This window comes from Halomonas sp. ALS9 (assembly GCF_001651035.1).
GTDB lineage: Bacteria > Pseudomonadota > Gammaproteobacteria > Pseudomonadales > Halomonadaceae > Vreelandella.
Genome location: NZ_LXRG01000201.1, coordinates 198,851 through 223,325, shown reverse-complemented (window position 1 = coordinate 223,325; position 24,475 = coordinate 198,851). Strand labels below are relative to the sequence as shown.

The following is a 24,475-nucleotide window of genomic DNA, read 5'->3' as shown; positions in this document are numbered from 1 at the left end:
CACGATTTTGTAATAGGTTATTGATAACGTGCTACGTCAACCACGATGGGTTACAGGGGAGACCACCTGCACATGAGCACTAGTCTTCTACCGGTGGGGCAGCTTTCGCCCGGCGGCGACCTCGGCGGGTATATCCGCGCGGTCAATGGAATTTCGGTATTAACGGCCGATGAAGAGCGCGAACTTGCTTATCGCCTCTACGATGAAGGCGATCTGGAAGCCGCTCGTCGTTTGGTGCTGTCGCATTTGCGCTTTGTGGTGCATATCGCGCGTAGCTATTCGGGCTATGGTCTGCCGCAGGCAGATTTGATTCAAGAAGGTAACGTTGGCTTGATGAAAGCCGTCAAGCGCTTCGACCCGAACCAGGGCGTTCGTCTGGTCTCGTTTGCCGTGCACTGGATCAAAGCGGAAATTCACGAATTCGTGCTGCGCAATTGGCGAATCGTTAAAATCGCGACAACGAAGGCGCAACGTAAGCTGTTCTTTAACCTGCGTGGAGCTAAGAAGCGTCTGGCTTGGTTAAATAACGACGAAGTTGATGCCATTGCTAAAGATCTCGATGTCAAACCCGAGGTTGTGCGCGACATGGAAGGGCGGCTCTCTTCTTACGATGCGGGTTACGACGCCCCGGCAGGCGATGATGAAGAGAGCACCTACCAAGCGCCAGTTCACTTCTTGGACGATGCTGCTTCCGACCCTGCCACGCAGTTGGAAGATAGCAACTTCGAGGAAGACTCGACCCGGCGTTTACAGCTTGCCCTCGAGGAGCTAGATGAGCGCTCGCGGGATATTCTGCAGCGCCGCTGGTTGGCTGATAGCAAAGAAACGCTGCATGATCTGGCCGACGTTTACGGGGTCAGTGCAGAGCGTATCCGTCAGCTGGAAAAAAATGCCATGAAAAAGCTGCGTCAGAAAATGGGCGAGGCAATGGTTGCCTAAGATCGCACTAGTCGTGCGGTTTGTGGCTTTTCAGCAGTAAAAAACCGGCCCCTTTAAAAGGGAGCCGGTTTTTTAATGTGGTCAGTGCTTCAGCCTAAGCGGGCTGTGCTGTGGCGCGCAGTAAGTGGGCTGACAGCAGCGACCACTGATCTTCCCAGTGTTCGGTGGGCAGTCGCTTAAAGTCGCTACGCACATACTGAGAAATTCGTCCCTCTGCCTGGGCCGCTAGCAAATTGGCAGCGGCAGAGGCGGGAATCGTGGGGCGCAGGCCCTCACGCAGTTCGGCTTCGCGCAGAATCTGCTTCAACTGCATCTCCAGGCGCTCAAATAGCTGGTTAACCCGCTGGCGTAGTCGGGCGGTTTCGCCAGTGAGCACGTCACCGCCCATTACTCGGGCTAGGCCAGGGTTTTTTTCAGCAAAACCCAGTAGCAGCGCCAGTATGGTACCGCAGCGGTTGGTGGCGTCGGGAACGTCCTCCAGAATGCGCGTGATGCGGGCAAAAATGCTCTCTTCAATAAAGTCGATCAGCCCCTCAAACATACGTGCTTTGCTAGGGAAGTGGCGGTAGAGCGCCGCTTCTGAAACGCCGACCTGTCGGGCGAGGGCAGCTGTCGTGATGCGCTTGCCGCTATCTTCCTCAAGCATTAATGCCAGGGCTTGGAGAATCTGCTCGCGGCGGCGAGGTTTTTGATCTTCGCTCATGATGTGGCCTCCGTCGCGGTTAGCTCGCGTCCTTGATTTGAGTACCTACCCCAGCGTTGGTGAAAATTTCCAGCAACACCGCGTGGGGGACACGGCCATCAATAATGTGCGAACTGTTTACCCCGCCCTTCACCGCGTCCAGTGCGCAACGGATTTTAGGCAGCATGCCGCCATAAATCGTGCCATCGGCGATTAGGTCATCCACCTGAGCAGTGCTTAAACCGGTGAGGACTTCGCCTTCGGTGTTCATTAATCCGGCGACATTGGTCAGCAGCATCAGCTTTTCTGCATTGAGCGCTTCGGCGATTTTGCCTGCGACTAGGTCGGCATTGATATTGTAACTGTGGCCGGCGGCGTCGACGCCAATCGGGGCTATCACCGGGATAAAGTCACGCGCCGCCAACATCTCAATAAGCTCGGTTGAGATCGACTCAACTTCGCCTACATGGCCAATATCGATAATCTCAGGGGCGGTCATTTCGGGGCTTTGGTGTTCCACCTTGAGCTGGCGGGCGCGAATTTGTGAACCGTCTTTACCGGTCAGGCCGATCGCCTTGCCACCGCTCTGGTTGATCAGGTTGACGATGCTTTTGTTGACTAAGCCGCCCAGCACCATCTCGACAACGTCCATGGTTTGCGAGTCGGTAACCCGCATGCCGTTGACGAAGCGCGACTCAATATTGAGCTTTTTGAGGAGTTCGCCGATCTGCGGCCCGCCACCGTGCACCACTACCGGGTTGATACCGACTTCCTTCATTAACACGATATCGCGGGCAAAGGAGTCAATCAGGGTGCTTTCGGTCATGGCGTTACCGCCGTATTTGACCACCACGGTTTTACCCGAGAACTGCTGAATGTAGGGGAGGGCTTCGGAAAGCACCTCCACAACGACTTGGGGGTCGCGACTGGCTGAACTCATGAGGTTGTCCCTTGCGAACGTTTATTGTGCTGCTAACGTTTATGTTGATTCAGTGATGAGGGTCACGCTTTCTAGGTGGTCGTGATCCCTTCAGCGCCTAGCTGTTTTAAGTACGATTTTAAGAGCTATTTGAAGATTGAAGAACTATCTGCTGAGCTTGCCTGGTCAGTGGGGCAGCTCGATGTCTGGTGCGACGCGCCGAAGCGCATCATTAAAAACGGCCTTGATGCGTGCTAGCGCGGTATCATTTTTGCCTTCAAAACGCATTACCAGTGCAGGCGTGGTGTTGGAAGCGCGACACAGCCCCCAGCCATCCCGGTAGTCAACGCGGATACCGTCCAACGTTGTTTTGATACCTTCGCCGAAGTCGCCCTCACGAGCAAGCTTATCCATCAGAGAAAATTTGTCAGCGTCGCTAACCGCAATATTAATTTCCGGGGTCGCAACGTCTTGAGGGAAGTGGGCAAAAAACGTATCCGCATCGTCGGCTTGGTTGGCAAAAATCTCCACCAGCCGAGCAGCGGCATAGATGCCATCGTCGAAGCCGTACCAGCGCTCTTGGAAAAAAATGTGCCCGCTCATCTCCCCACCTAGTTGGGCGCCGGTCGCCTTCATGCGCGCCTTGATCATCGAGTGCCCGGTGCGCCACATTTCAGGTTCGCCGCCGGCCTCGCTGATTACTTTGACCAAATTGCCGGTGCACTTGATATCAAAAATAACCTTGGCACCAGGCTTACGCGCGAGCATATCGGTGGCAAACACCATCAGCAGGTGGTCGGGGTAAATCAGCTTGCCGGAGGGCGTAACAACGCCCAGGCGGTCGCCATCCCCGTCGAAGGCCAGGCCAATATCGGCGCCAGTCTCTCGTACCTTGTGCATCAAATCCTGCATGTTTTCCGGCTTGCCAGGATCAGGGTGGTGGTTGGGGAAATGGCCATCAATCTCGGCGAACAGTGGGATGGTATCAATGCCCAGACGAGCCAACAGCTGCGGGCCGAGCTCGCCAGCTACGCCATTGCCACAATCGACGACGGCCTTGATTGGCCGATTGATCTTAACGTCGCCTAAAATACGCGTTAAATAGCGTTCGCGGATATCCTGCCGGGTAATGCTGCCCTGTCCCGTTTCCAGCGCATCTGACTGAATGCGCTCAAACAGAGCGGTGATGGCATCGCCGGAGAGCGTTTCGCCACCCAGCACGATTTTAAAGCCGTTGTAGTCAGGAGGGTTATGGCTACCGGTGACCATCACCCCCGATTGGGTGCCATCCAGTACATGAGTGGCGAAGTAGAGCACCGGGGTGGGCACCATGCCGATGTCTATCACGTCGCACCCTGCGGCGTTGAGGCCTCGCATCAGCGCTGCTTGCAGCCGAGCGCCTGAAAGGCGACCGTCGCGGGCGACTACCACGCTGGATTCGCCCCGCGCGGCGGCTTCAGAGCCGACAGCACGCCCGATCATTTCGACCGTCTCTTCAGTGAGCGTGTCGTCAACGATACCGCGAATATCGTAGGCGCGGAAAATCGAAGCGGGTACAGAGTGTGCGTTCATAGGGCTTCCCAGCTAAACGGACGTTTCCTTAAAGGCTTCCTAAAGCAGGCGTGATGACTCGCTACTGACTGCCCGTACTGCCAAACCCGCCGCTGCCCCGGGAGGAGTCTTCAAAAGCGTCCACCAAGGAGAGCTCGGCTTGTACGACAGGCACAAGCACGTACTGGGCCAGTCGATCAAAAGGGTTTAGCGTAAACGTACTTTGACCACGGTTCCAGACCGAAATCATCAGTTCGCCCTGGTAATCTGAGTCGATTAAACCCACTAAATTACCCAGCACAATGCCATGTTTATGCCCCAGACCGGAGCGTGGCAGGATCATACCCGCCAAGCCTGGATCTTCAATATAGATGGCAATGCCGGTACGTACGAGCTGACAATCGCCGGGCGCTAATAGTAACGGCTCATCCAGCAGGGCGCGCAGATCCATTCCCGCCGAACCAGCCGTCGCGTAGGCAGGGAGGTAGTCGTGCAAACGCTCATCTAATACTTTGCACTGCAGGCGGGGGCGGGCACTCATTGAGACTCTCCAGATGTTTTCGTAGGGGCTGTTGTGGGTAGCAGGGCGAGCGCCTGACGGATAATGGTGGTAGCCAGTTGGGTCTTCGGCTGCGCTGCTTCTGAACGGCTCTCGACGCCGTGGGGCGTGCGCCAGAGTAACCAGGCGGCGTTCTGGTCGCTGCCAAAGCCTAGACCGGCCTGGGAAACATCGTTGGCGACGATCATATCCAGTCCTTTGCGCTGTAATTTATCCTGGGCGTAGCGCTCAACCTCCTGGGTTTCGGCGGCAAAGCCGATCACCAGCGGACGCTGTTTGGCGGGTAGTGCCGCGACGCTGGCGATAATATCGGGATTTTTAACCAGCGTCAGGGTGAGTGTATCGCTATCGTCCTGCTTTTTGAGCTTATGCTCGGCAGGTGCCGCCGCGCGGTAGTCGGCAACCGCCGCGCAGCCGATAAACAGCTCCGCTTGGGGCGCTAGTCGCTGCGCCTCGGCGTGCATCTGCTCGGCTGACTCAACGTCAATCCGCGTTACGCCCTGGGGTGTGGGTAGGTTAACTGGCCCGCTGATCAGCGTGACATTGGCGCCCTGTTCTGCTGCCGCTGCGGCCAAGGCAAAGCCCATTTTCCCCGAGCTGTGATTGGAAATATAGCGCACCGGATCCAGCGGTTCCCGGGTGGGGCCAGCGGTAATCACCACATGGGGGGCATCGCTGTGTGGCGCAGTGGTGAGAGGAGCTGCAAATAGCGCCGTTACCGCGTTGAATATCTCTTCAGGTTCGCTCATGCGGCCAGGCCCCACATCGCCACAGGCTTGATCACCGGCGTCGGGGCCTATGGGCTGCCAACCGTCACGCTCCAGCTGCACGACGTTGCGCTGGGTAGCAGGGTGGCGCCACATGGCCTGGTTCATCGCCGGGGCAATCAGTTTGGGCGCTTCAGAGGCCAGGCAGAGCGTGGTGAGCAGGTCGTCGGCCATACCGTGCACCAAGCGAGCGATAAGGTCGGCAGTCGCTGGAGCGATCAGCACTACATCTGCCCAGCGGGCCAGCTCAATATGACCCATGCCCGCCTCGGCTTCGGGGTCGAGTAGGGAGGTGCGCACGGGCTCGCCGGAGAGTGCCTGCAGCGTGAGCGGGGTAATAAAGGCCTGAGCCCCGTCGGTCATCACCACGCGCACCTCGCCGCCCGCCTGCTTGAGCAGGCGCACAATCAGCGCGCTTTTATAGGCAGCGATACCCGCACTCACGCCAAGCAGTATGCGTTTGCCTGCGAGCGTCGAGGCGCTTGTCGAGTTAACAGCAGAGGCCATGGTCAGTGATCCATATCCACGTTCGTAAGGGGACTTACCATACCACTGGCACCAACAATTTGGCATATTGGTCGTAAACAAGGTTAAGCTAGGTTTAATGAGCTTCTTGTTGTGAGGCTAAGTGTGGTGATGTTGACTTTTATTAATAAGGACGGGCAACGCAGGTAAGGTGCGATGGGAATCAATCACTGGCCGGAAGGTGAGCGGCCCCGGGAAAAACTATTAAATGCTGGAGCTCAGGCGCTTTCAGACGCTGAGTTGCTGGCCATTTTTTTGCGTGTTGGCGTGCAGGGACGCTCGGCGGTCGATTTAGCGCGTGATTTACTAACTAGTTTCGGTGGTTTGCGTCAACTGCTTGAGGCCGATCAAGAAAGCTTCTGCACTGCCCGAGGGTTAGGTAGCGCCAAGTACGCTCAGCTCCAGGCGACGCTGGAGCTATCGCGACGCCATTTAGCCAGCCAGTTGGCGCGAGGCAATGCGCTGACATCGCCTGCCTTGGTGCGCCACTATCTGAGTTCGCAGCTACGCCATTTAGGGCATGAAGAGTTTGCGGTACTTTTTTTGGATACCCAGCACCGAATTATTCGCTATGAATCGCTGTTTCGCGGTACCCTAGACAGCGCATCTGTTTACCCCCGCGAAGTTGCCAAGCGCGCGTTAGAACTTAGCGCTGGCGCTGTTATCCTGGCGCATAACCACCCTTCCGGTGTGGCAGAGCCAAGCGATGCTGATCGACGTATCACGGAACGCCTAAAGGACGCGCTGGCACTTTTTGACGTGCGCGTGCTGGATCATTTCGTGGTGGGGGATGGAGAAGTGATATCTTTTGCCGAGCGCGGCTGGCTATAAGCAGCGTCAGTATGCAGTGCTCCATGCAATGTTAACTAAGTAGAATGAGCAAAAAAGTGCTTTTTCAGCCTTTTTTGTGGGTTTTGCTTGCTGTAAGTCGGGTGCTCTGGTATAAAGTGCCACCTTTAAACTTGGGTTGAATAACGGATTTGGATAAAGCTTGGCGGTTAACGGCGCCGATACCTTCCCTGCTCCGGTTTGCCCGACAGTTTTGAACACTCAGGTAATATATCCTGGCCAAGCAGTTGGAGGCTCTAATGTCCAAAGTATGTCAGGTTACCGGCAAGCGTCCGGTAACTGGAAATAACGTTTCACACTCCCAGCGTAAGACACGTCGTCGTTTCTTGCCAAACCTGCACACTCACCGTTTTTGGGTTGAGTCTGAAAACCGCTTCGTCAAGCTGCGTGTTTCCACTAAAGGAATGCGCATTATTGACAAGAAAGGTATCGACACGGTTTTGGTTGAAATCCGTAAGCGTGGCGACGCAATCTAAGCCAGCTTGTTGGCCGAGCCTTTTAGGCTAACTACTTTGGGAGAGCAAAAACATGCGCGATAAAATCAAGTTGGTGTCTAGTGCCGGTACGGGTCACTTTTACACCACTGATAAAAACAAGCGGAACACCCCGGATAAGTTCGAATTCAAGAAATTCGACCCGGTCGTCCGTAAGCACGTGATCTACAAGGAAGCTAAGATCAAGTAATCGCTTTTGCGATAATGATCGGCTTCCATTACAGGCGAGCGCCTGTTCAAAAACCCGGCCCCAAGCCGGGTTTTTGCATGCATACCTTTTACCCGTAGCATGCTTCGCGGACTTACCTTCATTAAGCTGTCATTGCAGGCCGCTACTGTCCCCAAAACTGTGCGAAGAACGATGCCAAGAACCATTTCCAGAGCCATTTCCAGAGCCATTTCCAGAACCATCTCAAGAACCACTTCCACAACCATTTCAAGAACGGTGCCAGGAACCATGCCCAAATATGCCTGAACTGCCCGAAGTTGAAACCACCCGCCGTGGGATTGCACCCTATATTGAAGGTCAGGAAGTCACCGAAGTGCTGGTGCGTCAGCCACGGCTGCGTGTGCCCGTGCCCGACGACCTGGCCGAGCGGTTGGTGGGGGCGCGCATTGGGGTATTAAAGCGACGTGCTAAATACCTGCAGATTCCCCTCCACAGTACCGGTGCGCTAGAAGGCGACGCTAACGCGACGCTGTTATGGCATTTGGGCATGTCGGGAAGCCTTCGGATTGCGCGGGTGGGGGATTTGCCTAAAAAGCACGATCATGTGGATGTGGTCACTGCCAGTGGCTATGTACTGCGCTATCACGATCCCCGACGGTTTGGCTTTGTGGATTGGCAGGCCACAGACGAAGCGCAGGATAAACGGCTCGCTCACCTGGGCCCTGAGCCGCTTTCTGATGCGTTTAATGGCAAATGGCTTTACACGCTTTCGCGCAACAAGCGTGTGGCGGTAAAGCCGTTTCTGATGGATAACCAGGTGGTTGTCGGCGCCGGGAATATCTACGCGGCGGAAGCGCTGTTTATGGCCGGTATTGATCCGCGCCGAGCAGCGGGGAGAATTTCCCGTGCTCGCTATGATGCTTTAGCGCTAGCAGTGAAAGAGGTGCTGGCGGCGGCCATTACTCAAGGCGGTACTACGCTGCGGGATTTTGTCAGTGGCCAGGGCGAGCCCGGGTATTTCGCCCAGCGCCTAAATGTTTACGGTCGCCATGGGCAGCCCTGTTTGCGCTGCGGCGCAGAGCTTCGCCGCATTACGCTTGGTCAGCGTGCCAGCGTATTCTGTCCTGGCTGCCAGCGCTGATGACGGTTTATGCAACACGCCCTATTGATACGAATTGAATCGCCTAAGATTTTGAGACTGAGGTTTGTGAGACCAGGGCTTGTGAGAACAAGCTTTTTAAGGCCAAGGTTTTGAAAATACGGGTTTTTAAGACAAAGTTTTTTGGAGATTGCTGTGACCCAACGCCTGCGCCTAAATAAAAATGCTGACCGCCGCCTGAAAGCGGGGCATCTCTGGATCTACTCCAATGAGGTAGATATTAAGGAGACGCCGCTAAAAAACTTTGCCGCAGGCGAAACCGCCCTGGTAGAGGCCTCCAATGGCAAAGTGATGGCCGTTGCGTATGTGAATCCCCATTCGTTGATTGCCGCACGGGTTATGTCTCGAGACCCCGAGATGCGCTTGGATCGTTCGCTGTTTGTGCACCGCTTTAATCAAGCGTTGGCACTGCGCGAGCGTCTTTATGCGCAGCCGTTCTATCGCTTGATCCACGGCGAAGGCGATTTGCTGCCAGGCTTGGTAATTGATCGTTTTGGCGATGTCCTCGTCGTGCAGCTCAATACCGCCGGTATGCAGGCGCTGGCGGATGAGATTGTTGACGCGCTGGAAAAAGTCATCAAGCCGGAAGTGATCGTTTTTCGTAACGATACCGGTGGACGTCGTCAGGAAGGTCTTGAGGCGCACGTTGATGTCATCAAAGGCACACTGCCTGACGAAGTGGTGCTTGAAGAGAACGGCGCTCGCTTTGTGGTGCCAGTGCTTAATGGTCAGAAAACCGGCTGGTTCTTTGATCACCGCGTTAATCGCGAATGGATCAATCGCCATGTGGAAGGTAAGCGCGTGCTGGATGTATTCAGCTACGTAGGCGGTTGGGGTGTGCAGGCGGCCGTTCATGGCGCCAAACAGGTGCTGTGCCTGGACTCATCGGGCCCGGCGCTGGATCAAGTTGCCCGCAACGCCGAGCTGAACGGCGTGCAGGAAAGTGTAGCGGTGAGTGAGGGTGATGCGTTTGAAGCCCTTGCGGCGCTAAAGGCGGACGGTGAAGAGTTCGACGTGATCATTCTTGACCCGCCGGCGTTTATTAAAAAGCGCAAGGACATTCCCAACGGCGAGCGCGCCTATGCCCGCTTGAACCGCGAAGCCATGCGTTTGCTGGGTCGCGATGGCCTGTTAATGTCGGCTTCCTGCTCAATGCACTTAGCGCCCGAGCGTTTAATGGATGTCGTGCGTGGTGCTGTTCGCCACCAGGATCGTCACGGTCAGGTGATTTTCCAAGGTCACCAAGGGCCTGATCACCCGGTGCATCCGGCTATCCCTGAAACGTCTTACCTGAAGGCGCTGGGTGTGCGGGTATTCCGCGACTAATCAAGCTTTCAGCCATCGGTGGAGGAGCCAACGCAATGGAGTGGGCGCTACCCGAGCCTTTTGTTATCGATATCCGCGTGGCTGATGAGGCGATTGATGCTTATCAGCACGTTAACAACAGCGAGTACCTGCGTTGGGTCGAGCAGATTAGCTGGGCACACTCGGTCGCGCTGGGTCTCTCGCTTGAGCGTTATCAAGCGCTTGATCGTGCCATGGTGGTTCACCGCCACGAGCTGGATTACTTAGCACCGGCTTTTGCAGGTGACGAGCTAAAGTTAGCCACTTGGATTGTCGCTTGTGATGAGCGCTTCAGTTTGACCCGCCGCTTTCAGCTGGTGCGCGTCAAAGACGCTAAAACGCTGCTGAATGCCCGCACGCGATTTGCCTGCGTGGCGCTCTCAACGGGGCGGCCCAAACGGCTGCCAGAGGAGTATCGGCGTATCTACGGCGGCGCGGTTATTATGGAGTGACGTAGATCGAAGTGGATTTTTTCGTGCAGAACCGGCAATCGCTAGATTTTTCTCCTAAAAAACGCCTTAACCGGCGTTTTTTTTGTTTTGCATTCCTGGGGTGGTGGTCAACGTTAGCTGTGCTGTAATTTGTTTAACAAGTCCACTGACCTTTAAAAACACAGGAATACGCCAATGAAAATCGCCGTCCCCAAAGAGATCAAAAATCACGAATATCGTGTGGCCTTAACACCGACTGGTGCTCGGGAGCTAACCGGGCGCGGCCATCAGGTGAGCGTTCAAACCGGGGCTGGCGAAGGTGCCGGCTTTGCGGATACCGACTACCAGGCTGCCGGCGCACAAATAGAAGCGGATGTGGACGCTTTGTGGCGTAATGCCGAGCTGATCCTCAAGGTAAAAGAGCCGCAGCCGGACGAGGTAGCGCGCCTCACAGCGCAGCATACGCTGTTCACCTATCTGCACCTGGCCGCTGAAGAACCGCTTACCCGCGGGCTTATGGAGAGTGGTGCCACCTGTATCGCCTATGAAACGATTACCGATGCCCGAGGCGGCTTGCCGCTGCTGGCGCCGATGAGCACCGTAGCAGGCCGGATGGCGGTGCAGGCCGGTGCCCATAGCCTGGAAAAGGCCCAGGGCGGCGCAGGCGTGCTACTGCCCGGCGTGCCCGGTGTGGCGCCGGGTAAGGTCACCGTGATTGGTGGCGGTGTGGTGGGTGAGAACGCTGCTCGCATGGCGCTGGGGTTGGGTGCCGAAGTGACGATTCTGGACAAATCATTAGCGCGATTGGAAGTGCTGGACGACCGTTATCAGGGCCGCATTAAAACGGTTTACTCCACCGCTGACGCGCTGGAAACGGCCACCCGTGAGTCGGATATGATAATTGGCGCCGTGCTGGTGCCCGGCGCCGCTGCGCCCAAGTTGATCACTCGCGCCATGCTGGCTGATATGAAGCCAGGCAGTGTACTGGTCGATGTCGCCATTGATCAGGGCGGCTGTTTTGAAACCAGCAAGCCTACCACCCATGCCGAGCCGACCTATATCGTCGATGGGGTGGTGCACTACTGCGTGGCCAATATGCCTGGCGCGGTGGCGCGAACGTCTACCCAGGGACTGACCAACGCTACGCTGCCCTTTGTGCTCGCTCTGGCGGATAAAGGCTGGCAGCAGGCGCTACGCGACGACCCGCACTTCCTGCCGGGCCTCAATGTCCACGCTGGCAAGGTCACCTATCCTGCCGTGGCCGACGCCTTTGGGCTAGAGAGTAGCGATCCTGCTAGCGTTGTTGGCAGCTAAGGGTTTAGGAGTTAGTCACTGGCGGCTAGTTAATTAGTCGTATCTGGGGCTGTCGGTCAGGGCCAACGATAGCTCAGTAGTGGGGCGGCACATCATCCTCGGGGCGCTGGCCGCCCTGAGGCTCGTTTGATTGCAGTGCCTGGTGCTGTTCGCGCAGACGTTCGCGCATCAGCCCGCTGAGTTGCTCCAGTTTTTCCAGGCGCCGTTCCTGCTGAGCCACTGCTTGATCGAGGGTGTCCAGCCAGTGCTCCTGGTGGGCTGAGCGGCTCTCTAAAGATTCAAGACGTTGAGCTAGGTCAACAGGCGATAATTCGTGGGTCATGATATCATTGCAACCTTATGTAGTAGTATGCCGGTGCTATTGGGAATGGGCCTAATAGCGTTGGTATTGTCCTTCGTCTGTTACCCATACAACAAGAGAGCTTTTTTTTTCTATGAATCCAAAAGTTGTGTTTCGCTGTTTCTTAATCAGTGTATTACTAGCCGCCCCCACGCCACTTCTGTTGGCGGGGATTGTTCATTTAACCGATAGTGCCCTCGCCGAGCTGTGGATGGCCGAGTTGGCAATCAGTGGAGCTAGCAGTGTCTATGTTGCTGTTGCTATAGGGTGTTTTATAGTTCTGTGGGTTGGCACATTAGCATCAGCTGCTTTTGCGCCATCGATTGTGGTGGCGTCTGATGTGGTGGCCCGTCCTAAGCCAGCAGCGCGTCAGCCCCAAGCGGCTGCGCCTATGGACGATGATGAAGAAGAAGACATCATTGATCCTAACGATGGCCGTGAAGAGGGTGAAGTGAAGTGGTTCAATACCAACAAAGGCTACGGCTTTATAACCCGCGATAATGGCGAAGATGTGTTTGTACACTTCCGTGCCATTCGGGGTCGTGGCCCGCGTATGCTGGCAGAAGGTCAAATTGTGCGTTACCACGTGATAAAAAATGAACGTGGTCTGCAGGCCGACGATGTTAGTATTATTGAGTAAACCAAGTGTATAGATAGACAGTTGCCGACTGCGTATTGATAGATGGTATGCGTCGCTGGATAGTAAACGACCCCGCCTCGGCGGGGTCGTTTACGTTGGAGGAAAGGCAAGGTGAGATAGCTTGTTAGCGCCCTGAGTCAGGCCACTCTATGGCGCCTTCCTTGCCGCCGGGCAGTACTTGCCAGAAACGGTCAGGATCATCACCGGGGTGCCAGCCGCCCAATGAGCAGCGCACTTCGGTTTGCAAGGCTTCTGCGGCCTGCTGGGCACACTCCTGGTCGGTCATCCAGGGGGTATGGCTGCTATCGAACCATAGACTGGCAAAACCGTCGGCGGCTTTATCGACTAATAGCACGGGTACGCAGTCGCCCTGGTATTGGCCGCGGGTTTTCCATTGACCTTTTCCTGCAGGGCTAAGAGGCGGTGCTATTAACGCGCTTTTTAGCCACTCATTGAGCGCATCAAGCGACACGCTGGCCAGGTAAATCTCTATATCGGGGTAACGCTCCATCATCGGTTTACCTCGCCGGAGTTGAGCAGCGCCTGTAGCGTTGCTTCATATATCCGGCTTAAGTCGTCTAGGTCACTGGCGCGAACACGCTCATTGACCTTGTGGATGGTGTCGTTGAGTGGGCCTAATTCAACCACCTGAGCACCTAGCGTGGCAATAAAGCGGCCATCCGAGGTGCCGCCGCTGGTGGAAAGTGCCGGACGCTGGCCGGTCACCGCTTCAACGCCTTTAATAGCGGCGTCCACCAGTGCGCCTTCCGCGGTTAAAAACGGCTCACCGTTGAGCGTCCAGTCTACCTGGTACTCCAAACCATGCTGGTCGAGAAGGGCCTCCGTGCGCGCTTTGAGCTCGTCAGAGGTCACTTCGGTGGAGAAGCGAAAGTTAAACACCACTTCCACATCGCCAGGGATCACGTTAGTGGCGCCTGTGCCCGCGCGCAGATTGGAGATTTGAAAACTGGTGGCGGGGAAAAAGTTGTTACCCGCATCCCAATGCTCGTTGACCAATGCATCCAGCGCTGGCATCGCCTGGTGAATAGGATTGCGGGCTAAATGCGGATAGGCCACGTGGCCTTGCACGCCTTTAATGTGAAGGGTGGCCCCTAGCGAGCCGCGGCGGCCATTTTTAATCACATCTCCCAGGCGTTCGGTAGACGAAGGCTCGCCGACAATGCAGTAGTCAAGGCGCTCGTTACGCTCGCGCAGGTGTTCTACCACTGCGCGAGTGCCATCCACCGCCGGGCCCTCTTCATCGGAGGTGATCAGAAAGGCGATGCGCCCATCGTGATCAGGGTGATTGGTCACAAAGCGCTCAACGGCGGTGAGCATTGATGCCAGACTGCCTTTCATATCCGCCGCGCCGCGCCCGCATAGCATGCCCTCATCATCAATGCAGGGCTCAAACGGTGGGTACTGCCAGTTGGTATAGGGGCCGCTGGGTACCACGTCGGTGTGACCGGCAAAGGCCACCACCGGGCCGTGATGGCCGCGCACCGCCCAGAAATTCTTTACGTCGCCAAACGGTAGCCGCTCAATATGAAAACCGAGCGCTGCTAAGCGCTCGATCATGAGTTCCTGGCAGCCTTCGTCATCCGGCGTTACCGACGCTCTACTAAGCAAATCAAAGGCAAGCGTGAGCGTCGGCGACAGTGTTTCTGGCTCAGTTGTGGGCATGCAGCGCCTCGTTCAGGGCGATAGCACTTTTATTGGTCAAGCACTCAATGCGGCCACTCTGCGAGTTGCGGCGCCATAGCTGGTCGTCTTGGCTAGCCAGTTCGCGTGCAGCGACGGTCTTCACTACTTGGCCTTGATCATCCAGCAGCGCGACTTTGGAACCCGCAGTGATGTAAAGGCCGGCTTCCACCGTGCAGCGGTCACCCAAGGGTATGCCGATGCCCGCGTTGGCACCGATCAGGCAGCCTTCGCCCACTTTAATCACGATATTGCCGCCACCGGAGAGCGTGCCCATGGTGGAGCAGCCGCCGCCCAAGTCTGAGCCTTTGCCGACCATCACGCCCGCCGAGATGCGGCCTTCAACCATGCCGGGGCCTTCAGCGCCCGCATTGAAGTTGACGAAGCCTTCGTGCATCACGGTCGTGCCTTCGCCCAAGTAAGCACCCAGGCGAACGCGGGCGGTGTCGGCAATGCGAATACCGGTGGGCACTACGTAGTCTGTCATTTTGGGGAATTTATCGACACAGTCGACTGACAACGCGCGGCCCGCCATACGCGCTTTCAGGCGCCGGGTAGGCAGTTCCTCAATATCGATGGCGCCTTCGTTAGTCCAGGCAATATTGCGCAGCAGGCCGAACATGCCGGTGAGATCAAGGCCGTGGGGCTTGACCAGTCGGTGTGACAGCAGGTGCAGTTTTAGATACACCTCGGGGGCCGTTTGCGGTGGTTGGTCGGTGTCCAGGAACATGGCGACCAGGGGGCGCTGGCTGGCAGACAGCGTTTCGGCAAGCTCGGCCTGAGCGGAGTGCCCTGCGGCTTCCAGAGCTTTGGCCAAGCGGGTGCAGTCTTCGGGCAAAAAGCTGATGGCGGCGTTGCCTTGGGGGGCGTCCAGGGCCTGTTTAGCGGCGTCCACCAAGGTGGCTGGTGGGTTGAACAGCGGTGCCGGGTAGTAGATTTCCAGCCAGTCGCCCTGGGTATTTTGAGTGCCAATTCCAAGCGCAAAGCTCAGCATAAGAGAGAGTCCTGTTGTGATGGGGAGTGAGTGTTAGACAGCGAGTGTTAGAAAGTGATTGTGAGAAACAAGAGCCTGACTGCTTAGCCGCTGAGCTTGTCGTAATCGCCGTCGCGGTAGCCAACTAAGATAGTTGAGTCGTCTACTTCCAGCAGTGGTCGTTTAAGCAGCGTGGGGTGTTTGATTAGCAGTTGGCGGGCCGAGTTGGCGTCGTAATCCTTTTCGTCATCGGAAAGCTCGCGCCAGGTTTTGCTGCGTTTGTTAATGACCTCTACCAGCGGTACGCGATGTAAAATATGCTCCAGCAGCGCAGCGGAGAGACCATCTTTGCGCAGATCGTGGGTTTTATACAGCAGCGCTTTTTCATCCAACGCTTTGCGCGCTTTTCGGCAGGTATCGCAGTTATCGATGATGTACAGCGTCAGCATATGGCCTCCCTGAAAGGTTAAATCTCGCGGTTAGCCGCGCTCTATAAGATGGCGAATGCGCTGGGCGGCTTCCAGCGTGGGTGCCAGCTCAGCCACTAGTGCTAAGCGTAAACGGCCTGCGCCGGGGTTAACGCCGTTTGTACCCGTGCGGCCCATTAGACTGCCGGGTAGTACGCTAACGTGCTGCTCGGCAAACAGGCGCTGGGTAAAGGCGATATCGTCGTCACCGGGTACCGCAGGCCATAGGTAAAAGCTAGCTTGCGGCGCAGGAAAATCCATTACCGGGGCAAGTACATCGGTCACCGCGCTAAACTTTTCGCGGTAGGCATCGCGATTGGCGCGCACATGCTTTTCATCCTGCCAGGCGGCGATAGAGGCGTGCTGCAGCGGCAGCGACATGGCGCAGCCGTGGTAGGTGCGGTAGCGCTTAAATGGCGTGAGCAGTGACGCATCCCCCGCGACAAAGCCTGAGCGCAGACCGGGCAGGTTGGAGCGCTTGGAGAGCGAGTGAAAGACCACGCAGCGGCGGTAATCATCGCGGCCCAACTCGGCGCAGGCTTGCAGCAGTCCCGGCGGCGGGGCTGCTTCGTCGAGGTAGAGCTCCGAGTAGCACTCGTCCGAGGCGATAATAAAGTCGTGCTCGTCGGCCAGCGCAATCAGTTGCTTAAATTCATCAAGGGGCGTGACTGCACCGGTAGGGTTGCCCGGCGAGCAGATAAACACGATCTGTACATCGCGCCACGTCGCGGCGGGCACGGCGCTAACATCTGGGCGGAAATTATTCTCGGCGGTGCAGTTTAAATAGAGCGGCTCGCCGCCTGCCAGCAGCGTCGCGCCTTCGTAAATTTGATAAAACGGGTTGGGCACGGCGACTTTCGCCGGGCGGGTGCGATCCAGGGCTGCCTGTACAAAGGCAAAAATGGCCTCCCGGGTGCCGTTCACTGGCACGACATGCTGTTCGCTGTCGAGATCGCGCAGCTGAAAGCGTTGGCTTGCCCAACTGGCGATGGCTTGGCGCAGCGCGGGCAAGCCGTTAGTCGCCGGGTAGCGGGCCATTTCCAGCTGGTGCGCCATCAGGGCTTCAAGCGCCGCGGGGTAGGGCGCGTGCTGGGGCTCGCCAATGGTCAATGAAATCGGGGAGATCTCGGCTGGTGGGGTAAGCGCTGCCTTAAGCGCGGCCAGCTTTTCAAACGGGTAGGGATGCAGGGCGTCAAGGTCGGCGTTCATGAAGTGTCCGTTGATGGCTGGCGGCGTAAACCGTCGATTATAGGCAAGCACCGGTGCAGGCTCAAACCTAACCGAGCGATCATCGTTCGTGAGCAGGCTTGCCGGTGCCGAGGGCAGGTTTCCGCGAGGGCGCTGTGAACCCGTCCCTGGGCGCTACTTTCGACATCCATGTCGAAAGACCCTCGCTACAACCTGCCCTCGGCACCTAGTTACCTGCACGCTTAACTGCAGTTGTTTCTTAAACCCCCAGCACCTCAATTAAGCGTTCGCGCAACTGCTGCTGGCGCTCGGGGTCGGTGAGCGGTTCGCCTGCCTTAGTGGTGATGAAAAAGACGTCCTCTACTCGCTCGCCCAGGGTAGCGATTTTTGCCGCCGAGAGGGAGATATCCTGCTCCATAAAGATGCGTCCTACCCGGGCCAGCAGGCCGGGGCGGTCAGGAGCCGTGAGTTCCAGCAGAGTGCGCTCATTGGCTGGATCCTGCTCAATCAGCACCTCTGTGGGCACCTTGAAATGCTTGAGCTGGCGTGGCGTATGGCGCGTGACGATATTGGGGTAGTCGTCCGGGTCATCAAGCTCTTCGACCAAATGCTGGCGCATCTCTTCGATATGCGCTGGATCGCGGATGGGCTGACCGTGGCTGTCGAGAACGATAAAGGTGTTAAGCGTCCAGTCGTTGTGGGAGGTGGCGATGCGCGCATCGTGAATTGAGAGCCCCAATTGCTCCATGGCAGCGGCGGTGGCAGCAAATAAGTCGTCTACTGAACGGGTGTGAATAAATACCTTGGTACCGCCTTCAGACATATCCGCCGTCGGCGCGCTGATCAGCACTAGCGGCAGCGGCGACTGGTTGTGGTTAAGAATGCCCTGGGTCTGCCAAACGATTTCACTCGGCGCGTACTGTAGAAAGTAGTCCTCGCCCAGAGATTCCCACAGCTGATCAATCTGCTCACGATTAACGCCAATGGTTTGTAGCAAAGAGCGCGCTTCGGTGCGGGTTTCCCGCACCCAGTCTTCGCGGTCGGGCGGGTTATTCAGGCCACGGCGCAGGGCACGCTTGGTTTCAGCGTGAAGCTGGCGCAGTAGCGACGCCCGCCAGCCGTTCCACAGTGTGGGGTTGGTGGCATTAATGTCCGCAACGGTAAGCACATACAGGTAGTCCAGCCGGGTCTCGTTACGTACGATTAGGGCAAAATCACGAATCACATCGGGGTCGCTGATATCACGCTTTTGCGCCGTCATCGACATCAACAGATGGTGCTCAACCAGCCAGCTAACCAGGTTGGTATCGTGCACCGAGACGTTGTGACGCTGGCAGAACTGCTCAACGTCGCGGGCGCCGATTTCCGAGTGATCGCCGCCGCGGCCCTTGCCGATATCGTGAAATAGCCCGGCGATCCAGAGTAGGTCCAGTTTGGGCAGTTGCTGCATGAGCGCCGCCGCCACCGGGAAGTCGCCTTTGGCTTCCGGTTTGCGGAAACCGTGCAGAAACTTCAGCAGCCGCAGGGTGTGGGCATCGACCGTGTAAATATGAAACAGGTCGTGCTGCATCAGCCCGACAGCACGGCCAAATTCGGGCAGATACTTGCCCAGAATGCCGTAGCGGTTCATGCGGCGCAGCTGGCGCGGTACGTTGCCAGGGGCGCGCATAATGGCCATAAACAGCCGCTGGTGGCGTGGGTCTTCCCGGTAGTGGTCGTCAATCTGATGGCGATGATCGCGAATTAGTCGGATGGTGTCGGCGCGTACCCCTTCGATTTCGGAGTGCTTGGCCATCAGCAGAAACAGCTCGAGCATCGCCGCTGGCCGCTCGCGAAACAGGCTGCGCGAACGTACTTGGATGTAGCCGCCCTTGGTCTCGAAACGCTCGTTGAGTTTAACGGTCTCTAGCGCCTCTTTGCCGCGCAGGATCACTTCGTCGAAATGTTGCAGCAACATATCGTTAAGGCCCGCCAGCGCGGTGACATGGCGGTAGTAGCGTTTCATAAACTGCTCAACCGCCAGGCGCTCCGGGGTGTCGCGAAAGCCAAACATCTCGGCAATGGTATTCTGATGGTCAAACAATAGCCGGTCTTCGGCACGGTCGGTGAGCATGTGCAGGGCGTAGCGCACCTGCCACAGGAACGCTTGCCCCTGGCTTAAAATGCGCAGTTCGGCGTCGTTCATAAAGCCGTTGGCAACAATGTCGGTATACTGCTCGGTGCCAAAGTGGCGTTTGGCGACCCAGCCGATCATCTGGATATCGCGCAGCCCGCCAGGGGAGCTTTTGAGGTTCGGCTCTAAGTGATACTCAGAGTTGTTGTAGCGGTAGTGGCGGGAGATCTGCTCCTGCCACTTGGCTTCAAAGAAGCGGTCGGCGGGCCAAATGTGTTCGGCGCTGAGGCGTTCGCGCATCGCTTCGCGCAGGCTTTCGGGCCCGGCGATCAAGCGTGATTCGAGCAGGTTGGTAATCACCGTGACATCCGCTTCGGCTTCACGCTCGCAGTCGCTGAGCGAACGCACGCTATGGCCAATCTCCAGGCCAATATCCCACAAAAAGGTGATAAAAGCGGTGAGTGGTTCGCGGTAGGGCGTGTCGTCGTCCTGCTCTAGCAGTAGCAGCAGGTCGATGTCCGAGTGGGGGTGCAGTTCGCCTCGGCCATAACCTCCTACCGCGACTAAGGCAATGCCCTCGTCGGGCCATGCGTGCTGTTCCCAGGCAATCGCCAGCAACTGATCCAGGTACCAGGCGCGACCGCGCACAAGGTCGCGAATGTCTGCACCGGCGCGAAACTGCTCATCCAGGCGCGCCTGTAGCTCGCGCAGGGCGGCCTTGAAGGGTGCCACCGGGGAACGCGAACCGGCAAGCTCAGTGCGGAAAAGATCCAGGTCGTAAAGCGAGGTGTCCGGCTCAAACCGGTGGTGGTGAAGGAGCATCAGTTGGTCAGAAAACTGAAGTCTTCATCGCCACGCGCGGTCAGCACTTCGACGCCGCTCTCGGTAACCAGCAGCGTGTGCTCCCACTGGGCGGAGAGGCTGCGGTCTTTGGTGACGGCGGTCCAACCATCGCGCAGCACCTTGGTTTTATAGCCGCCGACATTGATCATTGGCTCGATAGTAAAGCACATGCCTGCGGCGAGTTTGATATCGGCGTCCGGTGCATAGCCGTCGTAGTGCAAAAACTGAGGCTCTTCGTGAAAATCGGCGCCGATGCCGTGGCCGCAGAAGTCGCGCACTACGGAGTAGCCGTGCTCTTCAGCGTGTTTTTGAATGACTCTAGCCAGTTCAGAAAGGCGCACGCCGGGTTTGACCAGTTCAATGCTTTTATACAGGCACTCCTGGGTGATTCGGCACAGCCTTTCGCCCTGGATCGTTTCACCCACCACGAACATCACGCTGGAGTCGCCGTGGTAGCCGTCGATGGTCTTAACGGTGATATCCAAGTTCATAATATCGCCATTTTTGAGCTTCTTGGCGTCGTCGGGGATGCCGTGGCACACCACATGGTTGATCGACGTGCAGGTCGCTTTGGGAAAACCATGGTAGTTCAGCGGGGCAGGCGTCGAGCCGAGCTCGTTAACAATATACTCGTGACAGAGGCGGTCAATTTCCCCCGTGCTAATGCCTGCCTGGATATAGGGAGTGATCATTTCGATCACGCTAGCCGCTTGGCGCCCGGCTTCGCGCATATGTTCGATTTCAGAAGGCGTCTTGATAGGAACGTTCATGAATGCTCGATATGAATGCAGAATGGAAAATTGAATGGCGCAATTAAAGACCGTCAAACGGGGTGCGACTTCATCTTGGCAATGATCTATGGTATAAAGCCGCGCGCTTTCCTGCAATCGTGATTCCGAGCTTCTTTGTTGGCTGGGTAGCACGCCAAAGGGCGGGGCGATGAATCTGTAGTGTGCCACTAAGGGGCGTACTACTTAACGACCAAGCCTTAAAAACACACATGCACCGGCACATGGTCCCGGGTGCCGCTGGCAGCGTCTAACGTCGTCAACGGTCGGATCCATGGGGTGCGTGGAGGCCTAACCCGAGTTTTAGGAGTTTTACCATGTCTCACGTTAATATGCGTGACCTGCTTAAAGCAGGCGCTCACTTCGGTCACCAGACCAAGTACTGGAACCCGAAGATGAGCAAATTTATCTTCGGCGCGCGCAACAAGATTCACATCATCAACCTTGAACACACCCTTCCGGCGCTGAACGAAGCGATCGATGTGGTCGAGAAGATGGCGGCATCCAACAACAAAATTTTGTTTGTTGGCACCAAGCGCAGCGCTAGCAAGGTAATTAAAGAAGAAGCTAACCGTGCCGGTCAGCATTTCGTCAACCACCGCTGGTTGGGCGGCATGTTGACTAACTTCAAGACCATCCGTCAGTCCATTAAGCGTCTGCGTGATCTTGAAACCATGCGCGAAGACGGCACGTTCGAGAAGCTGACCAAGAAAGAAGTCTTGATGGCGACTCGTGAGCAGGACAAGCTTGAGCGTTCTATCGGCGGTATCAAGAACATGGGCGGCCTACCGGACGCACTGTTCGTGATCGACGTTGACCATGAGCGCATCGCGATCAACGAAGCCAACAAACTGGGTATCCCGGTTATCGGCGTGGTGGATACTAACTCCAACCCCGATGGCGTTGACTACGTAATCCCCGGCAACGATGACTCTATCCGCGCCATCCAGATCTACGTAAAAGCGATTGCGGATGCCTGTGGTCGTGCGAAAGAAGCCAACGCTGAAGAGTTCGTTGAAGTGACCGAAGAGGCCGCTGCAGCTGAAGATAACACTGCCGCCGAGTAATCACAGCAGTGGGTGCGGTGAGTAGGTGTGCCGCATCAAGATAAAGGGGGCTATGCCCCCTTTTTCCCGCTACAGATGAACTGTCTGAGCGGACGAATTTGCCGGCACTCAGTACCGGCCCCGTAATACAGAGAGACATAGTGCAGCGTGATACATGATGGTCATTTATCATGCCTATACTCTGTGTTGCGTCTAACTCTCATAGAACCATTTCAGAGGTGAATTCTTATGGCAGCTATCAGCGCCTCTCAGGTCAAGGAACTTCGCGAACGTACCGGTCTCGGCATGATGGAGTGTAAAAAAGCACTCACCGAAACCGACGGTGATATCGAAGTTGCGATTGAAAACCTGCGTAAAAGCTCCGGCCTAAAAGCGGCGAAGAAAGCCGATCGTATCGCCGCAGAAGGTGTAGTAGTTACGCGTGTAGCAGAAGATGGCAGCTACGGCGTAATGGTTGAAATCAACTCCGAGACCGATTTTGTTGCTCGTGACGACAACTTTATCGCTTTCGCCGACAAAATCGCCGGTGCTTTCTTTGCCGCGAAAAGTGAAGATGTCGCCGCTGTGATGGCCGGTGAGCTGGAGACTGCCCGCGAGCAGTTGGTTCAGAAAATCGGTGAGAATATCGGCGTGCGTCGTGCCGTTGTAGTTAATGCTGCTGACGGCGGTTTGGTTGGTGAATACGTACACGGTGGCCGTATTGGCGTTCTGACCGTACTGAAGGGCGGCACTTCAGAAGCCGCGAAAGACGTAGCCATGCACGTGGCGGCAATTAATCCTGCTGTCGCTCATCCTGCCGATATGCCCCAAGAGCAGTTGGATCAGGAAAAAGCGATTATTCTGGCGCAGCCGGATATGGCCGGTAAGCCAGAGCAGATCGCGGAGAAAATGGTTCAGGGCCGCTTGAAAAAGTATTTGGCAGAAAACAGCCTGACCGAGCAGCCGTTTGTTAAAGACCCCAACCAGACGGTCGCTGAGTTCGTCAAAGCAGCAGGCGGCGAAGTGGTGGGCTTTACGCGTTTTGAAGTTGGCGAAGGTATCGAGAAAGAAGAAGTCGACTTTGCTAAAGAAGTTATGGAACAGGCTGGCCGTCGCTGAGGTCAGAGGTTTCAGAAAAAAGATGGCGTGCGCGCGAGCGCACGCCTTCGCGTATCCGGCCCCTGTATAAATAATGCTAGTATAATCGGCCCTAATGTAGCCGGTTTACACACTGGTTTTATACCAAGGGGCTGCCCCGCCTGCCTGTTTTCAGGTCTGCCTCAGGAGAGATGCCATGTCGAGTGATGTTCAAGAGCCTACCCCCCATGTAGCACCCAGCAAAGCCACGGGTACCAAGTCAAAATACAAACGTATTTTGCTCAAGCTGTCTGGCGAAGCGTTAATGGGGGAGCACGATTTTGGTATTGATCCTAAGGTACTTGACCGTATGGCGCTGGAGATCGGCCAGCTCGTTGGTATTGGGGTGCAAATTGGCATCGTAATTGGTGGGGGTAATCTGTTCCGCGGTGCGGCGCTTAATGAGGCTGGCATGGATCGTGTCACCGGTGACCATATGGGCATGCTGGCCACCGTGATGAATGCACTCGCCATGCGTGACGCTCTGGAGCGTTCCAATATCCGCTCGCGGGTGATGTCGGCCATTCCGATGAGCGGCGTAGTAGAGCATTATGACCGACGTACCGCCATTCGCTACTTAACTTCAGGGGATGTTGTGCTGTTCTCAGCGGGCACAGGCAACCCCTTCTTCACCACTGATTCAGCCGCTTGTTTACGCGGAATTGAAGTAGACGCCGACGTGGTGATTAAAGCGACCAAAGTTGATGGCGTCTACAATAAAGACCCGGTAAAACATCCAGATGCGGTGAAGTACGACCAACTCTCTTATGACGACGCTCTGGATCAAAAATTGGGCGTTATGGATTTGACCGCTATCTGCCTGGTACGTGACCATAATATGCCAGTGCGGGTATTTGATATGAATAAGCCTGGTGCCCTACTGAATATGGTCGTAGGGGGCAAGGAAGGCACGCTGATATACAGAGGGTAATGACGTGATCAACGATATTAAGAAAGATGCCGATTCGCGCATGAATAAAAGCGTTGAGGCGCTGCATAGCAACTTCAATAAAATTCGTACCGGTCGTGCTCACCCGAGCATTTTAGACGCCGTTACCGTGGACTATTACGGCAGCCAGGTACCGCTTAGCCAAGTGGCATCAGTCAACGTTGAGGACGCCCGCACGCTGACGATTGCGCCGTGGGAGCAAGGCATGGTGCAGAAAATTGAAAAGGCCATCATGACCTCTGATCTTGGATTGAACCCGGCCAGTGCAGGCAACGTGATCCGAGTGCCGATGCCGATGCTCACCGAAGAGACCCGCAAAGGCTACATCAAACAGGCGCGTAGCGAAGCTGAAAATGCCCGCGTTGCTGTGCGCAATGTTCGCCGCGATGCTAATGGTGATTTCAAGTCATTATTGAAAGATAAAGCGATCACTGAAGACGATCAGCGTGAAGGCGAAGATGCGATTCAAAAGCTGACCGATAAGTACATCGCTGAGATCGATAAAGCGCTGACAGCAAAAGAGCAGGATCTCATGCAGGTATAAACCTGTGCTTTATGCAGCCGCGGGCAGCTTTGGCTGCCCGTTTT

Annotated in this window: 27 protein-coding genes; 13 read left to right on the top strand and 14 right to left on the bottom strand. The window is 56.3% G+C overall.

The genetic code is table 11. The annotated features are described in order from the left end of the window. Positions 1-72 precede the first annotated feature (72 nt). A complete protein-coding gene (gene rpoH, locus A6R74_RS18875) occupies positions 73-939 on the top strand; it encodes an RNA polymerase sigma factor RpoH (protein ID WP_064236010.1) in 867 nt (288 codons plus the stop codon). A gap of 94 nt (positions 940-1,033) precedes the next feature. Here the strand turns inward: rpoH and slmA are convergent, their stop codons facing one another. From slmA to coaBC, 5 genes are all read right to left on the bottom strand, one after another. Next, the gene (gene slmA / locus A6R74_RS18870; RefSeq protein WP_064236009.1) at positions 1,034-1,642 is read right to left on the bottom strand and encodes a nucleoid occlusion factor SlmA; all 609 of its coding nucleotides are present in this window, start codon (positions 1,640-1,642) and stop codon (positions 1,034-1,036) included. Positions 1,643-1,661: 19 nt separating this feature from the next. Further along, entirely contained in the window at positions 1,662-2,561 is a 900-nt protein-coding gene (gene argB / locus A6R74_RS18865; protein ID WP_064236008.1) for an acetylglutamate kinase, read from the bottom strand. A 165-nt stretch (positions 2,562-2,726) separates the two neighbouring features. Further along, on the bottom strand, positions 2,727-4,112 hold the full coding sequence (locus A6R74_RS18860) for a phosphomannomutase/phosphoglucomutase (RefSeq protein ID WP_064236007.1): 1,386 nt from the start codon (positions 4,110-4,112) through the stop codon (positions 2,727-2,729). A gap of 61 nt (positions 4,113-4,173) precedes the next feature. After that, complete coding sequence (gene dut, locus A6R74_RS18855) at positions 4,174-4,632, bottom strand: dUTP diphosphatase (protein WP_064236006.1); 459 nt, start codon at positions 4,630-4,632, stop codon at positions 4,174-4,176. Beyond that, positions 4,629-5,924, bottom strand: a complete 1,296-nt coding sequence (gene coaBC / locus A6R74_RS18850) for a bifunctional phosphopantothenoylcysteine decarboxylase/phosphopantothenate--cysteine ligase CoaBC (protein ID WP_064236005.1) — start codon at positions 5,922-5,924, stop codon at positions 4,629-4,631. The genes dut and coaBC overlap by 4 nt, the downstream gene beginning before the upstream one ends. A 174-nt stretch (positions 5,925-6,098) precedes the next feature. Between coaBC and radC the strand changes: the two genes are divergently transcribed. The 3 genes from radC to rpmG all read left to right on the top strand — a co-directional run bounded on the left by radC (position 6,099) and on the right by rpmG (position 7,475). Beyond that, positions 6,099-6,773, top strand: a complete 675-nt coding sequence (gene radC, locus A6R74_RS18845) for a RadC family protein (protein ID WP_064236004.1) — start codon at positions 6,099-6,101, stop codon at positions 6,771-6,773. A gap of 257 nt (positions 6,774-7,030) precedes the next feature. Beyond that, positions 7,031-7,267, top strand: coding sequence for a 50S ribosomal protein L28 (gene rpmB, locus A6R74_RS18840; protein ID WP_064236003.1), 237 nt, complete (start codon positions 7,031-7,033; stop codon positions 7,265-7,267). Between the two features lie 52 nt (positions 7,268-7,319). Next, positions 7,320-7,475 (top strand): 50S ribosomal protein L33, encoded by a 156-nt coding sequence (rpmG, locus tag A6R74_RS18835; RefSeq protein WP_007111734.1) that lies wholly within the window; start codon positions 7,320-7,322, stop codon positions 7,473-7,475. On the opposite strand, the gene A6R74_RS18830 is transcribed toward rpmG, so the two are convergent. Then, positions 7,451-7,744 carry a hypothetical protein gene (locus A6R74_RS18830; protein WP_064236002.1) on the bottom strand — a complete coding sequence of 98 codons (294 nt, stop codon included), beginning with the start codon at positions 7,742-7,744 and terminating at the stop codon, positions 7,451-7,453. The genes rpmG and A6R74_RS18830 overlap by 25 nt on opposite strands. Before the next feature lie 8 nt (positions 7,745-7,752). Here A6R74_RS18830 and mutM point away from each other — a divergent pair, with 8 nt between their 5' ends. The 4 genes from mutM to ald all read left to right on the top strand — a co-directional run bounded on the left by mutM (position 7,753) and on the right by ald (position 11,702). Continuing rightward, positions 7,753-8,595 (top strand): bifunctional DNA-formamidopyrimidine glycosylase/DNA-(apurinic or apyrimidinic site) lyase, encoded by an 843-nt coding sequence (mutM, locus tag A6R74_RS18825; RefSeq protein ID WP_064236001.1) that lies wholly within the window; start codon positions 7,753-7,755, stop codon positions 8,593-8,595. Positions 8,596-8,748: 153 nt separating this feature from the next. Then, positions 8,749-9,939 (top strand): class I SAM-dependent rRNA methyltransferase, encoded by a 1,191-nt coding sequence (locus A6R74_RS18820; protein ID WP_007111732.1) that lies wholly within the window; start codon positions 8,749-8,751, stop codon positions 9,937-9,939. Between the two features lie 35 nt (positions 9,940-9,974). Further along, positions 9,975-10,409, top strand: a complete 435-nt coding sequence (locus A6R74_RS18815) for an acyl-CoA thioesterase (RefSeq protein ID WP_064236000.1) — start codon at positions 9,975-9,977, stop codon at positions 10,407-10,409. A gap of 174 nt (positions 10,410-10,583) precedes the next feature. Beyond that, a complete protein-coding gene (gene ald, locus A6R74_RS18810) occupies positions 10,584-11,702 on the top strand; it encodes an alanine dehydrogenase (protein ID WP_064235999.1) in 1,119 nt (372 codons plus the stop codon). Between the two features lie 73 nt (positions 11,703-11,775). Here the strand turns inward: ald and A6R74_RS18805 are convergent, their stop codons facing one another. Next, positions 11,776-12,024 carry a SlyX family protein gene (locus A6R74_RS18805; protein WP_064235998.1) on the bottom strand — a complete coding sequence of 83 codons (249 nt, stop codon included), beginning with the start codon at positions 12,022-12,024 and terminating at the stop codon, positions 11,776-11,778. Positions 12,025-12,136: 112 nt separating this feature from the next. Between A6R74_RS18805 and A6R74_RS23275 the strand changes: the two genes are divergently transcribed. Next, positions 12,137-12,682 carry a cold-shock protein gene (locus A6R74_RS23275; protein WP_064235997.1) on the top strand — a complete coding sequence of 182 codons (546 nt, stop codon included), beginning with the start codon at positions 12,137-12,139 and terminating at the stop codon, positions 12,680-12,682. Between the two features lie 124 nt (positions 12,683-12,806). Here A6R74_RS23275 and A6R74_RS18795 read toward each other — a convergent pair whose 3' ends face one another. The 7 genes from A6R74_RS18795 to map all read right to left on the bottom strand — a co-directional run bounded on the left by A6R74_RS18795 (position 12,807) and on the right by map (position 20,737). Continuing rightward, positions 12,807-13,196 carry a hypothetical protein gene (locus A6R74_RS18795; RefSeq protein ID WP_064235996.1) on the bottom strand — a complete coding sequence of 130 codons (390 nt, stop codon included), beginning with the start codon at positions 13,194-13,196 and terminating at the stop codon, positions 12,807-12,809. Continuing rightward, on the bottom strand, positions 13,193-14,365 hold the full coding sequence (gene dapE, locus A6R74_RS18790) for a succinyl-diaminopimelate desuccinylase (protein ID WP_064235995.1): 1,173 nt from the start codon (positions 14,363-14,365) through the stop codon (positions 13,193-13,195). The genes A6R74_RS18795 and dapE overlap by 4 nt, the downstream gene beginning before the upstream one ends. Next, positions 14,352-15,377: a 2,3,4,5-tetrahydropyridine-2,6-dicarboxylate N-succinyltransferase gene (gene dapD / locus A6R74_RS18785; protein ID WP_064235994.1), complete on the bottom strand. Its 1,026-nt coding sequence runs from the start codon at positions 15,375-15,377 to the stop codon at positions 14,352-14,354. The genes dapE and dapD overlap by 14 nt, the downstream gene beginning before the upstream one ends. Before the next feature lie 83 nt (positions 15,378-15,460). Further along, positions 15,461-15,805: a Spx/MgsR family RNA polymerase-binding regulatory protein gene (locus A6R74_RS18780; protein WP_064235993.1), complete on the bottom strand. Its 345-nt coding sequence runs from the start codon at positions 15,803-15,805 to the stop codon at positions 15,461-15,463. Positions 15,806-15,835: 30 nt separating this feature from the next. After that, positions 15,836-17,032, bottom strand: coding sequence for a succinyldiaminopimelate transaminase (gene dapC / locus A6R74_RS18775; protein WP_064235992.1), 1,197 nt, complete (start codon positions 17,030-17,032; stop codon positions 15,836-15,838). Positions 17,033-17,270: 238 nt separating this feature from the next. Beyond that, positions 17,271-19,946 (bottom strand): [protein-PII] uridylyltransferase, encoded by a 2,676-nt coding sequence (locus tag A6R74_RS18770; protein ID WP_064235991.1) that lies wholly within the window; start codon positions 19,944-19,946, stop codon positions 17,271-17,273. Beyond that, positions 19,946-20,737 carry a type I methionyl aminopeptidase gene (gene map / locus A6R74_RS18765; protein ID WP_064235990.1) on the bottom strand — a complete coding sequence of 264 codons (792 nt, stop codon included), beginning with the start codon at positions 20,735-20,737 and terminating at the stop codon, positions 19,946-19,948. Before map ends, A6R74_RS18770 begins: the two co-directional genes overlap by 1 nt. Positions 20,738-21,072: 335 nt before the next feature. Between map and rpsB the strand changes: the two genes are divergently transcribed. The 4 genes from rpsB to frr all read left to right on the top strand — a co-directional run bounded on the left by rpsB (position 21,073) and on the right by frr (position 24,431). Continuing rightward, entirely contained in the window at positions 21,073-21,822 is a 750-nt protein-coding gene (rpsB, locus tag A6R74_RS18760; RefSeq protein ID WP_064235989.1) for a 30S ribosomal protein S2, read from the top strand. Between the two features lie 228 nt (positions 21,823-22,050). Then, positions 22,051-22,920: a translation elongation factor Ts gene (gene tsf / locus A6R74_RS18755; RefSeq protein WP_064235988.1), complete on the top strand. Its 870-nt coding sequence runs from the start codon at positions 22,051-22,053 to the stop codon at positions 22,918-22,920. A 175-nt stretch (positions 22,921-23,095) separates the two neighbouring features. Continuing rightward, the gene (gene pyrH / locus A6R74_RS18750) at positions 23,096-23,869 is read left to right on the top strand and encodes a UMP kinase (protein WP_064235987.1); all 774 of its coding nucleotides are present in this window, start codon (positions 23,096-23,098) and stop codon (positions 23,867-23,869) included. A 4-nt stretch (positions 23,870-23,873) separates the two neighbouring features. Beyond that, positions 23,874-24,431, top strand: coding sequence for a ribosome recycling factor (gene frr / locus A6R74_RS18745; protein WP_064235986.1), 558 nt, complete (start codon positions 23,874-23,876; stop codon positions 24,429-24,431). The last annotated feature ends 44 nt before the right edge of the window (positions 24,432-24,475 follow it).

What these genes read in the sequence shown, in the direction of transcription:
- rpoH (WP_064236010.1), top strand. Translation starts at nt 73, where the DNA reads ATGAGCACTAGTCTTCTACCGGTGGGGCAGCTTTCGCCCGGCGGCGAC.
- slmA (WP_064236009.1), bottom strand. Translation starts at nt 1,642, where the DNA reads ATGAGCGAAGATCAAAAACCTCGCCGCCGCGAGCAGATTCTCCAAGCC.
- argB (WP_064236008.1), bottom strand. Translation starts at nt 2,561, where the DNA reads ATGAGTTCAGCCAGTCGCGACCCCCAAGTCGTTGTGGAGGTGCTTTCC.
- A6R74_RS18860 (WP_064236007.1), bottom strand. Translation starts at nt 4,112, where the DNA reads ATGAACGCACACTCTGTACCCGCTTCGATTTTCCGCGCCTACGATATT.
- dut (WP_064236006.1), bottom strand. Translation starts at nt 4,632, where the DNA reads ATGAGTGCCCGCCCCCGCCTGCAGTGCAAAGTATTAGATGAGCGTTTG.
- coaBC (WP_064236005.1), bottom strand. Translation starts at nt 5,924, where the DNA reads ATGGCCTCTGCTGTTAACTCGACAAGCGCCTCGACGCTCGCAGGCAAA.
- radC (WP_064236004.1), top strand. Translation starts at nt 6,099, where the DNA reads ATGGGAATCAATCACTGGCCGGAAGGTGAGCGGCCCCGGGAAAAACTA.
- rpmB (WP_064236003.1), top strand. Translation starts at nt 7,031, where the DNA reads ATGTCCAAAGTATGTCAGGTTACCGGCAAGCGTCCGGTAACTGGAAAT.
- rpmG (WP_007111734.1), top strand. Translation starts at nt 7,320, where the DNA reads ATGCGCGATAAAATCAAGTTGGTGTCTAGTGCCGGTACGGGTCACTTT.
- A6R74_RS18830 (WP_064236002.1), bottom strand. Translation starts at nt 7,744, where the DNA reads ATGGTTCCTGGCACCGTTCTTGAAATGGTTGTGGAAGTGGTTCTTGAG.
- mutM (WP_064236001.1), top strand. Translation starts at nt 7,753, where the DNA reads ATGCCTGAACTGCCCGAAGTTGAAACCACCCGCCGTGGGATTGCACCC.
- A6R74_RS18815 (WP_064236000.1), top strand. Translation starts at nt 9,975, where the DNA reads ATGGAGTGGGCGCTACCCGAGCCTTTTGTTATCGATATCCGCGTGGCT.
- ald (WP_064235999.1), top strand. Translation starts at nt 10,584, where the DNA reads ATGAAAATCGCCGTCCCCAAAGAGATCAAAAATCACGAATATCGTGTG.
- A6R74_RS18805 (WP_064235998.1), bottom strand. Translation starts at nt 12,024, where the DNA reads ATGACCCACGAATTATCGCCTGTTGACCTAGCTCAACGTCTTGAATCT.
- A6R74_RS23275 (WP_064235997.1), top strand. Translation starts at nt 12,137, where the DNA reads ATGAATCCAAAAGTTGTGTTTCGCTGTTTCTTAATCAGTGTATTACTA.
- A6R74_RS18795 (WP_064235996.1), bottom strand. Translation starts at nt 13,196, where the DNA reads ATGATGGAGCGTTACCCCGATATAGAGATTTACCTGGCCAGCGTGTCG.
- dapE (WP_064235995.1), bottom strand. Translation starts at nt 14,365, where the DNA reads ATGCCCACAACTGAGCCAGAAACACTGTCGCCGACGCTCACGCTTGCC.
- dapD (WP_064235994.1), bottom strand. Translation starts at nt 15,377, where the DNA reads ATGCTGAGCTTTGCGCTTGGAATTGGCACTCAAAATACCCAGGGCGAC.
- A6R74_RS18780 (WP_064235993.1), bottom strand. Translation starts at nt 15,805, where the DNA reads ATGCTGACGCTGTACATCATCGATAACTGCGATACCTGCCGAAAAGCG.
- dapC (WP_064235992.1), bottom strand. Translation starts at nt 17,032, where the DNA reads ATGAACGCCGACCTTGACGCCCTGCATCCCTACCCGTTTGAAAAGCTG.
- A6R74_RS18770 (WP_064235991.1), bottom strand. Translation starts at nt 19,946, where the DNA reads ATGCTCCTTCACCACCACCGGTTTGAGCCGGACACCTCGCTTTACGAC.
- map (WP_064235990.1), bottom strand. Translation starts at nt 20,737, where the DNA reads ATGAACGTTCCTATCAAGACGCCTTCTGAAATCGAACATATGCGCGAA.
- rpsB (WP_064235989.1), top strand. Translation starts at nt 21,073, where the DNA reads ATGTCTCACGTTAATATGCGTGACCTGCTTAAAGCAGGCGCTCACTTC.
- tsf (WP_064235988.1), top strand. Translation starts at nt 22,051, where the DNA reads ATGGCAGCTATCAGCGCCTCTCAGGTCAAGGAACTTCGCGAACGTACC.
- pyrH (WP_064235987.1), top strand. Translation starts at nt 23,096, where the DNA reads ATGTCGAGTGATGTTCAAGAGCCTACCCCCCATGTAGCACCCAGCAAA.